Origin of the sequence: Catenovulum sediminis (assembly GCF_007289895.1) — a bacterium.
GTDB lineage: Bacteria > Pseudomonadota > Gammaproteobacteria > Enterobacterales > Alteromonadaceae > Catenovulum > Catenovulum sediminis.
The window spans coordinates 97,689-109,536 of record NZ_CP041661.1 but is presented as its reverse complement, the minus strand read 5'-3'; the positions used below and the strand labels follow the sequence as shown (position 1 = coordinate 109,536).

Below are 11,848 nucleotides of genomic sequence, written 5' to 3'. Positions count from 1 at the left end.
GGTTAAACAATATTCAATGTTTTTTACATAATTAATATGACACATTGGTATTACATTTAATTTGTTTTTGTAATATTGTTTCGTTTGGTTGTTTTATCGTATTGAAATTAAAGGGGTAGTTTGTTTTTTGACAGGGCGTGCGTTGGTTCTCAAATTGTATTTTTATTTTGTTAAAATTATTTTTTTTGTGGCTTGTATTGGCTTTGTATCTTTCTGTAAGATGGATTTCAGGGTTGCTGTCTGGTTGTGTAAGACATATTCTGTGCGAGAAAATTAACAAAGGGGTTACATAGGTTTTATTACTTTTTGTAGTTTAAACGATAACTTTTTGGTGATCGTCCCATTTCATGGCTAAAAGTTTTAGAGAAGTGATATACATCCGGAAAACCACAACTTGTAGCAATCTGACTGATTGATAACCCACTTAACAATAAGAGTTGTTTCGCAAGCCCCATGCGTTTTTGTAAAATGTAGCGTTTAGGCGAGATATTAAATTCGTATTTAAACCGTCTGGAAAAATGCTCTAAACTCATATTGGCGAGTTCAGCCAATTCGCCAACTTTGAGCGAGGATGCCAGATTGTTCTGAATGTGCTGTAACACGGGTAAAAATTGCGTGTAGCCGACATAATCAGCTTGTGATAAACGTTCTCCCATATCGTTTATAAAAGGGAGTAATAATTGGTTTAACAGGCTATTTCGGTTGAAAATTTCACTGGGTTTATCCGGGTGCCGAGCAACCGATTCGACTAAGTTATCAAACTGACTTTGTACCGCTGCCGGATCGTTTGCTTTAATTTCTTTCGGCTCTGCAAACAATGAAAATAAATCTAAATCGCCGCTGACCAGTGCATGAAAATGTGCCCAGTAAAAATTAAGTTTACCGCTACAAGTGTGGGAGTTTAAAGTGTAGGGCGGGATTAAATACAAATGCCCAGGCCGCATTTTTATACTTTGTTTATTAAAATATAATTCAGCTTCGCCTGATTCGACGTAATAGATGCGGTTGTAATGGTTAACAAATTGGCTGCCAGCCCAGCTACTATCGGTTTGCATATAATAGGCATAATACAAATGCATTCTTAAGTCTGAAAATATCGAATCAGATGAAATATTTTGCCAAACAAAACCACCTGATCCGGTTTCAAATTTTTCGGGCTTAATCAATGCAACAAACCTTACAAACGATATATTTCAGATTGATAATAGGGTTTGTATATATAAATTGTCAAACCTGCAAGGTCAGTGCTGTCAGTTAAAGCTTAAAATGTTAGTTGATTTCATATAAGCGCACATTATCAACCAGCAATACACCGGGCTCTTTACCTTTTATATTGTCTATGTGCATATTTAACGGTTTGCCCTTTGTTAAAAACTGACCATCGATTGTTGTACCAACCACTTGCCATTGCGCTAATGGCTGAATAGGTGAGCGTTGCCAAGGAGAGTTATCAACTTGCGAAAAAAACTGCGCGTGACCCGATAACAAAAATACGTCGAACTCAAATCGGTATTTTTTACTCGCATCAATTTTATTTTTGAGTCGCCAAATACCGTATTGGACTTTAAAGTCACCTTTTTCTAAAACGACCCCTAAGCCGAATTTACCTGATTTAGCAGCTTCTTGCATTAAGCCAAATTCTGCTTTGTTAATTTGCCCTGCATCAGTGCGTGCTTTTGGAAATTGGCCATCCAGCGGTTTTTCAAATCCAACATTGGCGTAGGCCAGTAAATTTTGCGCTGTATTTTGTGTTTTAACTGTTTTGTTTTTTACTGGAGCAGACGGGGTTGCAGTTTGCGATGTAGCGCCACAGCCTAAAAGAAAACTACTGATGAAAACAAATACGGGTAAATCAAACTTTAAGTTAGGCATGGCCACCTCTTTTGGTTAAATAAAAATGTATTGTTGATATTCGGTTGTTGATATCGAATTTTTAAAATAGTAAATAGATAACAAACAACAGGTAACAAATGAATGATAACAAAATAACATATAATCTAAATTAAATGGTTTTTATATGCAAGGTTGTTTTTATATGTAAGGTTTCTTTTCTGTGTAAGATTTGAGTGTGCAAACGCTTTTCGAAGTTTAGCGAAGCGATTTATTTAAGCTGTTATAAAACGACACCAGACTTCGTTTTTCTCTTTAATTAATGGCATTTAAATATTGTCGTTTAAAGAGCCGTATGTCGGATAAATGTGCTTCAGCTAAATAATAACGATCTTGTGCGATAAATTATATATAAAAAGTTATGTTCTCAAATAAAGTTTATTTTCAGCTGTCTTTAAGTCTAAATATCAAATTTTTCCAAATTAAAATCAAATTACTCAATTGTTAATCTTATGCCCTCGCATTAACATTTTGTTCAACTAATAATTTGCATGTTGTGCTAATTCAACGTTTTTGAGGGGTTATGGACCTAATTCAATTTTTCGGTCGCTTCCATGTTCTGGTTTTGCATTTGCCGATTGGTATCTTACTGATGGCAGCCGTTTTAGAACTTAATTGCTTATTTTTCAAAAAGCAGCGAAGCAATACATTAAATACTATTTGGTTATGGGGGCTGTTATCAGCTGCTGCTGCGGCAGTGTTGGGGTATATGTTGTCGCTGAGTGGTGGGTATAGTGATGAGGCAGTGTGGATCCACAAAATGTTCGCATTTGCAGTCATTGCTTGTGCTTTGATCTGTTGGATACTTTTCTCAAATTTTTCGCAGAAAAATTTACCTGCGACATTGGTAACTGCGTTATGCACCTGTCAATTATTTCTTTTATTTTCAACAGGTCATTACGGCGCAAATATGACTCACGGTTCCACTTATTTGTTTGATTATGCACCGAATCCGATACGCAGCTTAGCGGGCCTTGAACCGCATGCAAAACCCCGCGCGGCGGTCAGTAAACTGGAAGATGCAGATGTGTATTTAGATGTTGTGCAACCCATTTTGCAAAAGCGTTGCGTTGCTTGCCATAACTCGGATAAAAGCAAAGGTAAGCTGGATTTAAGTCACTATGATTTAGTATTAAAAGGTGGGCAATCAGGTAACACGATTGTGCCTGGTGACGCGCAGGCCAGTGAATTGTTCGTGCGAATCAGTTTAGACAGCCATGATAAAAAGTTTATGCCGGCAGGGGGGAAACCGCCGTTAAGCGATACGCAAATCGCATCAATAGCGTGGTGGATTAAGCAAGGAGCACCGGCCAGTGGGCTGCTATCTGAGTTTAACTTAGCAGATAAAGATAAACAGGTTCTAGCAAGAACACTGGGTTTGCAAAAGGGTAAAGACGCATGGCCACTGGATGATATTTCGCCACTGCCGCAAGCTATTGCGACTGAATTGACACAGGCCGGATTTATCGTCAAGCAGATTTCACACGATGTGCAGTATATCGATTTAGATTATTCAGTTGCGCGTCGGGCATTGAGTAAGCAAGCGATGCAGGCGTTGTTAAAAGCTAAAGATTATGTTGTTTGGTTAAATCTGGCAAACAGCCAAGTAAGCGATGTGCAAGTCGCACAGCTCAGTCAACTGACGAACCTAATAAAATTACGTTTAGAGAAGAACCCGATCAGCAGCAACGCACTGACAGGGTTAAGCCAATTACCGCATCTAAGCTATTTAAATTTGTATCAAACTCAGGTCGACGACGGCGCACTGGCGATACTCAGCCAGTTTAAATCTTTAAAACAGCTTTATTTAGCCGAATCTAACGTTAGCGCAACTGCGTTGCAAAATTGGCTAGAAACACAAGCCAAACAACATATCAATGTGATTGCAGCCTTGCCCTCTAATTCACCTGCTAATTCACCTGCTAATTTACCTTTTAATTTACCTTTTAAAGAAAGAGAATCATTATGACGGACATTCAAACCAGCAAACGTGATTTTATCAAAGGTGCATCCGTGCTGGGCGCCAGTGCCTTTATTTCAGGTGCGGCGCTTAAGGTCTCTGCGCACGAGCCTGATAAAAAACATCCGCCGGAGTCGGCACTGCGCAGTGCGCATGGTCAAATAATTGGTCATGGTGATTTTAAATACAAAGTAAATTATCACTGGGGCGATCTAAACCCACATACACATCCGGTTGAAAATACCCATGGATTAGCGGTGGACTCTAAAGGGCGCATTATTATGTGCACCGACAGTGATGTTAATAATTTTATTGTTTATAACAAAGACGGCAAGCTGCTAGATGCTTGGGGAACACAACACCCGGGCGCGCATTCGGTCAAAGTGGTTAACGAAAATGGCGAAGACGTCATTTATATCGTTGACGGCGGCTGGATACTCAACCGTCACCGCACCAGTAATCAATGGAAAGGCAAGTGGGTTAAACAAACCGGTTTTGTGTCTAAATTAACCATTGACGGTAAATTAATTTACACCCTAGGCCATCCAATGCACATCGGTATATATAAACCGGGTATGCCATTTAATCCAACAGATATCGCAATTGCACCTAATGGGGATTTATATGTCACTGACGGTTATGGTTCAGACTATGTGATTCAGTACGATACGCACGGTCGTTATATACGTCATTGGGGCGGGCGCAATAATACAGATGCCAATATGAATTTAGTTAATACACATGGTATTGGCGTTGATTTACGTAATCCGAACGACCCGCATTTACTGGTCAGTTCACGCGAACACAGACAGTTAAAATCTTTTTCGATGGACGGAAAGTTTCGCTCTAACCTAAATTTACCCGGCGCTTATGTCGGCGGCCCGGTTTACAAAGGCGAGCACTTTTACGCGCCCGTCTGTTGGTCGCAAGTGGATGGCAAACGCACGCAAAATTCAGGGTTTATCACCATATTAGATAAAAACAATCGGGTGGTATCGAATCCGGGAGGCACTGAGCCCGTTTATAAAAATGGCATTCTTCAGCCTATGCAAAGCACCTTTGACGTATTTAACCATTGTCATGCTGTGTGTGTGGATGAGAATGAAAATTTGTATGTTGGCCAATGGAACGCCAATCAAGCTTATCCAATCAAGTTAGAACGGGTTTAATATGCGAGCTAAGTTATTTTTACCTTGTGCAATGCTGCTTGCCTTGAGCGGCTGTTTTAGTGAACCGGAATCAAAGCAACAAGCGTTTGAGCAACCGATACCGGATGTTGTCGACTTTAACTTTGATGTAAAGCCTATATTATCTGATACCTGTTTTTTATGTCATGGGCCTGACAAACCTAACGCGAAAGCCGGTTTAAGTTTAGATACCTTTGAACATGCTACCCAGCATATGACCGATCTTAAAATGGCCGCAATTACACCGGGCGAACCAACACAATCTGAAGCATTTTTGCGCATAATGTCAGATGATGAAAACTTTATCATGCCACCGCCAAGCTCCAACCTTAAATTGTCGGCACGAGATAAAGCGATTATCAAAAAGTGGATCGAGCAAGGTGCAGAATACAAACAACACTGGGCGTATATTCAGCCTGAAAAGCAGCCGTTACCAAATGTAAAACAAACACAGTGGGTTAAAAATCCGATAGATCAGTTTATTTTAAAGCGTATCGAAGATAATCAGTTTGCGCCCAACGAAGTGGCTGACAAAGTGAGTTTAATAAGGCGTATCACCTTTGATTTAACGGGCTTGCCGCCAACACCACAAGAAGTCGAAAATTTTGTTCAGGATAAGGATAAAAACGCCTATCAAAAAGTAGTCGATCGTTTATTGGCGAGTCCGGCTTTTGGTGAACGTATGGCACAAGAATGGTTAGATGTTGCGCGATACGCCGATACCCATGGGTACAGCACAGATTATTATCGTGACATGTCGCCTTATCGTGATTGGGTTATCAAAAGTTTTAACCGTAATATGCCATTTGATCAGTTTATTAGTTGGCAAATTGCCGGCGATTTATATCCTGAACCCAGTGTTGAACAAAGGTTAGCAACGGCCTTTAACCGGGTACATGCACAAAACGGTGAAGGTGGTATCGTCAATGAAGAATTCAGAGTTGAGTATGTAAAAGACAGAGTACAAACGTTAGGAACCGGTTTGTTAGGTTTAACCATGCATTGTGCACAATGTCATGATCATAAATATGATCCGATATCAGCCAAAGAATATTATCAAACCACCGCCTTTTTCAACAATATAGATGAGTCCGGGCAGATATCTTACGATGCGAATGATATGCCCGTGCCAACTATGTTACTACCAGATGAAAACCAAAAGCAGTTGTTAAATGATTTAAGAAGACAAGAGGCTGAGCAACTGCAAGCACTTAAAAAAATTGAGCAAATCTCGGCGAAATCGTCCGGTTATCAAAAATGGTATAAAAATTTAGAGACGCAACAGGTTGATTTTAGCGGCCAGTCGCTGCTGTTGGCAGATTATCCTTTTTCTAAACAAGACAATAACCGCAAAATACACAATAAACGGGCAACCGCAGGCTCAGATGCGCAGTTAGGTAAAGTTATTTTTGGTGCCAATATCAACAAAAAAGATGGCCCCAAAATGCAATATTTCAGCGAGCAGAGCACAGGCCGCGAAGCGATTAAACTCAATGGTGATGATGCGCTGTATTTTCCACACTTAAATGACTTTAAACGCGGTCAAAGTTTTGCGGTCAGTATCCAAGCTTGGTTGCCGGACGATTTGCAAGAAGGTGTGTTATTTCATTACAACAAAGCAGGCATTTTATATAACTACAAAGGGTTTGATGTTGGCATAGAGAACAACCACTGGCATGTGCGTCTGGCGCATACTTACCCCTACAATGCGATTTCACTTAAATCACGCAAACCGGTTGCGAGAGAACAATGGCTAAATATTGCGTTTTCTTATGATGGCTCGTCAAAAGCGGCGGGCGTGCAATTTTACATCAATGGTAAACCTGTTGAGATGCAGGTTGAGCGCGATAATCTGTACAAAGAAATTAAACACAGCAAAGCCAATGTATTAAAAGAGATTGCATTTAAAGTGGGCGCACGCTGGCGAAGCCGCGGAGTGGCCGGTGCAATGGTGGATAATTTAAAAGTTTATCAGGACCAACTCAGCCCATTAGAGTTAATGGCAATAACCACAGATAAACCATTAAACAAGCTAAAACAGCTGCCCGAAGCAGTTTTACTGGCACATTACAACCTGCGTCATAACGATGATTTTAAACAGCAAAAAGCACAGTTAACAGCAACGCGTTTGCGTTTAAATGAAACGCAAGAGCAAGTGCAGGAAGTGATGGTTATGCAAGAAATGAAAACACCACGACAAGCCTATATTTTGCTGCGGGGGGGATATGCTAATCACGGTGAGCCCGTTGAGCCGGGTGTGCCTGAAACAATATTGCCTTTTGATCCGAGCTGGCCGAAAAATCGTTTGGGGTTAGCTAAGTGGCTAACCGATAAAAATAATCCGTTGGTTTCAAGAGTGTTGGTTAATCGTTATTGGCAGATGTTTTACGGTAACGGCATTGTACGTACACCTGAAGATTTTGGGAATCAGGGCAAAAGACCAACACATCCGGCGTTGTTAGATTGGTTAGCGGTTGAGTTTATTGAATCAGGCTGGGATCTTAAACATCTGGTCAAATTAATGGTGACGTCTGCAACCTATCAACAATCTTCAAAAACCAGTGAAAAATTGCTGCAAAAAGATCCGGAGAATACTTTATTTGCCCGAATGTCTGCGCAGCGATTAACGGCTGAAATGCTACGAGACAACATACTGGCAGTCAGTGGTTTATTGGTGGATAAAATTGGCGGTAAAAGTGTCCATCCATATCAACCGGATGGTATTTGGAAAATGAATAATATGGATTACCAGCAGGGCAGTGGCGATGAGTTATATCGACGCAGCCTATATACCATATACAAACGCAGCGCACCGCCGCCGAATATGACCAACTTTGATGCGCCAATGCGCGGACACAGTATTGGCCAGCGCCAGCAAACCAATACACCTTTGCAAGCTTTAACTTTGTTAAACGATCCGCAAATCGTTGAAGCCAGCCGAGTGCTTGCCGAAAAGGTGATGCTGCACGAAAAGCGTCCAGCAAATCAGCTCACTCAACTATTTAAAATGCTGACCAGTCGCATGCCCAGCGCAGCACAACAAAAAGTGCTGTTAGAGATGTATCAGGATGTCTACCAAAGTTTTAGCACGCATCCGGAAAAAGCACATTCGTTATTAGCAATCGGCGAAAGTGCAGCGGATACAAAATTAGATGCGATTCAATTGGCCGCATTAAGTTCAGTTAGCAATATGTTGGTCAGCCATGATGCTGCCGTTATAAAGCGCTAAAAGCAGTGCAACCTAAAGTCAGACTGCAGGAAAAAGATGATGAACAGACGACAATTTTTACGTAATACGGCGGGTGGTTTAAGCGCTGCAGCTTTATCACAGGTACCTAATTTCGCGATGGCGAAAGATTTATCCGGTTTAGCTTCAAACGGTATTTTAGGTGCGCCGCATAAACCGGCCAAAGCCAAACGTGTGATTTATTTATTTCAAAGTGGCGGGCCATCTCAATTAGAAACTTTTGACTACAAACCATTGTTGAACAAAATGCAGGGGCAGGAATTACCCGCTGAAGTCAGAGGCGATCAGGTTCTAACCGGTATGAGTGCGCAGCAATCGTCACTGCCTTTGGCCGGCTCTATTTATAATTTTAATCAGCATGGAGAATCCGGTGCTTGGGTCAGTGAGTTATTACCACACACGGCTAAAATCGTTGACGATTTGTGTTTTGTTAAATCAATGCACACAGATCAAATTAACCACGATCCGGCGATTACATTTTTACAAACCGGCTTTCCGATAGCGGGTCGCCCCAGCATGGGTGCGTGGCTGAATTATGCACTTGGCACGGATAACCCGAATTTACCGGGGTTTATTGTGATGGTTTCAAAAAACTCAGGTGGCCAGCCGTTATATTCGCGTTTATGGGGTAACGGCTTTTTACCGTCAATTCATCAGGGGGTGCAATTTAGAGGGGGAAAAGAACCTGTATTGTATTTAAATAACCCGAAAGGTTTAGATTTGAGTATACGTAAAGATTTGATGCAGCATTTGCGTAAGCTGAATGAAGCAGAATATGCTAAGTGGCATGATGAAGAAATTAAATCACGTATTGCCCAGTACGAAATGGCCGAACGTATGCAATCTTCCGTACCAGATGTCACTGATTTTTCAGACGAGCCAGATTGGGTGTTTGATTTATATGGCCCAGATTCGCGTAATCCGGGCACTTATGCTGCGAACTGTTTACTGGCCCGTCGTTTAGCTGAACGAAACGTCAAATTTATACAATTGTACCACCAAGGCTGGGATCAGCATGACAATTTGCCGGGAGGCATTAAAAACCAGTGTGAAAAAACCGATCAGGCTTCGGCTGCTTTGGTGACTGACTTAAAACAACGCGGGTTATTAGACGACACATTAGTGGTTTGGGGTGGAGAATTCGGCCGAACTAATTACTCGCAAGGAAAACTGACCGAAAGCAACTATGGGCGCGATCATCATCCGGGGTGTTTTACGATGTGGATGGCCGGTGGCGGTGTGAAACCGGGTATGAGTTATGGTGAATCGGATGATTTTGGCTATAACGTGACTAAAGATCCTGTCCATGTTCATGATTTTCAAGCCACTTTGCTGCATTTGATGGGGGTCGAACACGAAAAATTAACCTTTAAATATCAAGGGCGTAGATTTCGTTTAACCGATGTACATGGCAAGATCATCAAAGATATATTGGCATAGGTTTCACTCGCATAACTTTACTCTGAAATTCGGCATTTAGACTTTACGGAATTGTATTTAAAATGTAACATCCATATATAAATAAAGTGCAGTTTGAATGCCGAATAACTAGAAAAAATCAGAGTAAAAATGAACAAAAATCATAATAAATTTAAGATATGGATGATAACCAGCCTGCTGGTTTGTCTGGCAGCCTGTTTAAATATACCGGTCAACGCGGCTAATTCCGGCGTGGCTAATTCTGGCACGGCTCATTCCGGCGTGGATAGTCGCAACTCCAGCGCAAATAACAATGCAGCCCATATTAGAAAAAGTAACGTACAAAAACCGAATATCGTGTTAATTGTGACAGATGATCAAGGGATAGGAGATATTGGCTTTAACCAAAACCCGATTATTAAAACGCCTAATTTAGATAAACTTGCGCAACAATCGACAGCTTTAACCAATTTTCATGTTGACCCAACCTGCTCGCCGACACGTGCGGCTTTATTAACGGGTAAACATTCATTAAAAGCCGGCGTCTGGCATACCATTCTGGGCCGCTATATGCTGGGGCCAGAACATCAAACATTAGCAGAAGAACTTAAAGATAATGGTTATCAAACCGCAATTTTCGGCAAATGGCATTTAGGCGATAACTATCCGTATCGGCCACAAGATCAAGGATTTGATTTATCCGTCATACACGGCGGTGGCGGCGTTGGACAAACACCGGATTATTGGGGCAATACGCAATTTGATGATGTTTATTATCGTAACGGTAAGCCGGAGTTTTTTTCAGGTTATGCAACTAAAGTGTGGTTTGACGAAGCAATCAATTTTATTCAGCAACCACAAGAGCAACCTTATTTTGCCTATATTGCACTTAACGCACCGCACGGGCCGTATCGAGCGCCAACGGAATATGTCAGCCAGTATGAAGATATGGGGTTATCCAATGAGGTCGCAACCTTTTACGGCATGATCACCTACATTGACGAGCAAGTTGAACGATTAAGAGAAACATTAAGAAAAACAGGTCAGGAAGAGAACACAATATTTATCTATATGACAGATAATGGCAGTTCTTATCGCCCCACTCACAGTGGCAAGCTCACGCCGCGTGGGCAAAAAATTGCGGAAAAATTTCCGAACTGGGTGCCTAACAACGGCTATTCTGGCTACAAAGGTCAGGTATATGAAGGTGGGCATAGAGTACCTTTTTTAATTTATTATCCAAATGGAAATTTAAAAAAGCAGAACTTTAACCAATTAACCGCCCATTATGATGTATTGCCAACCTTATTAGATTTAATTGGCAGTAATGTCAGCGACAGCGAAATAGATGGGGTTAGCTTAAAACCTTTGTTAACCCAAGGACAGCAACCCGCATTAAAAAACCGCAGCGTGGTTGTCACGAATCAAAGAGTATATGACCCGAGTATCAAAAGGCCAACCGCAGTATTAAAAGGCCCATGGCGTTACATTACAAGTGGGCAAAAAGCCGAACTTTATCATATTGAAAAAGACCCATTACAAAAACAGAATTTGTTACAAGGGTTAAATTTTAATCACGAAGATAAACCTAATCTGCAAGTTGAAAGTGAGATGATAAAAATCGCACAACAGATGAATCAAACGCGTGTAAATTGGTTTGCTGCACTGGCGCAAGCTGGTTTTAAAGACAGATTTATTAACGTTGGTAACCCAGCAGAAAATCCGGCTCGCTTAAATGCCATGGATTGGATGGAGGTGCCGAAAGGGCAGCCCGTGCCTTGGTTTATTGGACATCAGCCAGCTGCGCCCGAATATGACTATGTACACTGGTTAGGCGAAGAAGACAAATACACAGCTTTGCCTTGGTATATTAATGTCGAGCAATCAGGGCGCTATCGAATTCGTGCCTATTATCATGACAAACCGGCAGGTACACCGATAAACACCCAATATTGTGCTATAAAACTAGGTGATAAAACCTACACTGAAAACGTCTATGGCAGAGCATCTTACTGCGAGATAGTTGTTGATGCACAAGCTGGACAACAGAAAGTGAGCGCTTGGTTTACGAACGACCGGGTACAGTTAACGCATGAAAAAGCCGCGTTTTATCTATACATAGAATATTTAGGTCACTAAAAAGGA

7 protein-coding genes are annotated in these 11,848 nt (G+C 41.3%); 5 read left to right on the top strand and 2 right to left on the bottom strand.

Annotated features, from left to right (window positions below; all coding sequences use genetic code 11):
• Positions 1-299: 299 nt before the first annotated feature.
• Both FNT16_RS18030 and FNT16_RS18025 read right to left on the bottom strand, forming a co-directional pair.
• The gene (locus FNT16_RS18030; protein WP_143873163.1) at positions 300-1,166 is read right to left on the bottom strand and encodes an AraC family transcriptional regulator; all 867 of its coding nucleotides are present in this window, start codon (positions 1,164-1,166) and stop codon (positions 300-302) included.
• 103 nt (positions 1,167-1,269) lie between these two features.
• Positions 1,270-1,872, bottom strand: a complete 603-nt coding sequence (locus tag FNT16_RS18025) for a hypothetical protein (protein ID WP_143873161.1) — start codon at positions 1,870-1,872, stop codon at positions 1,270-1,272.
• Between the two features lie 541 nt (positions 1,873-2,413).
• Here FNT16_RS18025 and FNT16_RS18020 point away from each other — a divergent pair.
• From FNT16_RS18020 to FNT16_RS18000, 5 genes are all read left to right on the top strand, one after another.
• On the top strand, positions 2,414-3,859 hold the full coding sequence (locus tag FNT16_RS18020; RefSeq protein WP_143873159.1) for a c-type cytochrome domain-containing protein: 1,446 nt from the start codon (positions 2,414-2,416) through the stop codon (positions 3,857-3,859).
• Positions 3,856-5,019 (top strand): NHL repeat-containing protein, encoded by a 1,164-nt coding sequence (locus FNT16_RS18015; RefSeq protein WP_143873157.1) that lies wholly within the window; start codon positions 3,856-3,858, stop codon positions 5,017-5,019. Before FNT16_RS18020 ends, FNT16_RS18015 begins: the two co-directional genes overlap by 4 nt.
• A 1-nt stretch (position 5,020) precedes the next feature.
• Positions 5,021-8,266: a DUF1553 domain-containing protein gene (locus FNT16_RS18010; RefSeq protein ID WP_185976792.1), complete on the top strand. Its 3,246-nt coding sequence runs from the start codon at positions 5,021-5,023 to the stop codon at positions 8,264-8,266.
• 36 nt (positions 8,267-8,302) lie between these two features.
• A complete protein-coding gene (locus FNT16_RS18005) occupies positions 8,303-9,724 on the top strand; it encodes a DUF1501 domain-containing protein (protein ID WP_143873155.1) in 1,422 nt (473 codons plus the stop codon).
• A gap of 129 nt (positions 9,725-9,853) precedes the next feature.
• Entirely contained in the window at positions 9,854-11,842 is a 1,989-nt protein-coding gene (locus FNT16_RS18000; protein ID WP_246072571.1) for an arylsulfatase, read from the top strand.
• Positions 11,843-11,848 lie beyond the last annotated feature (6 nt).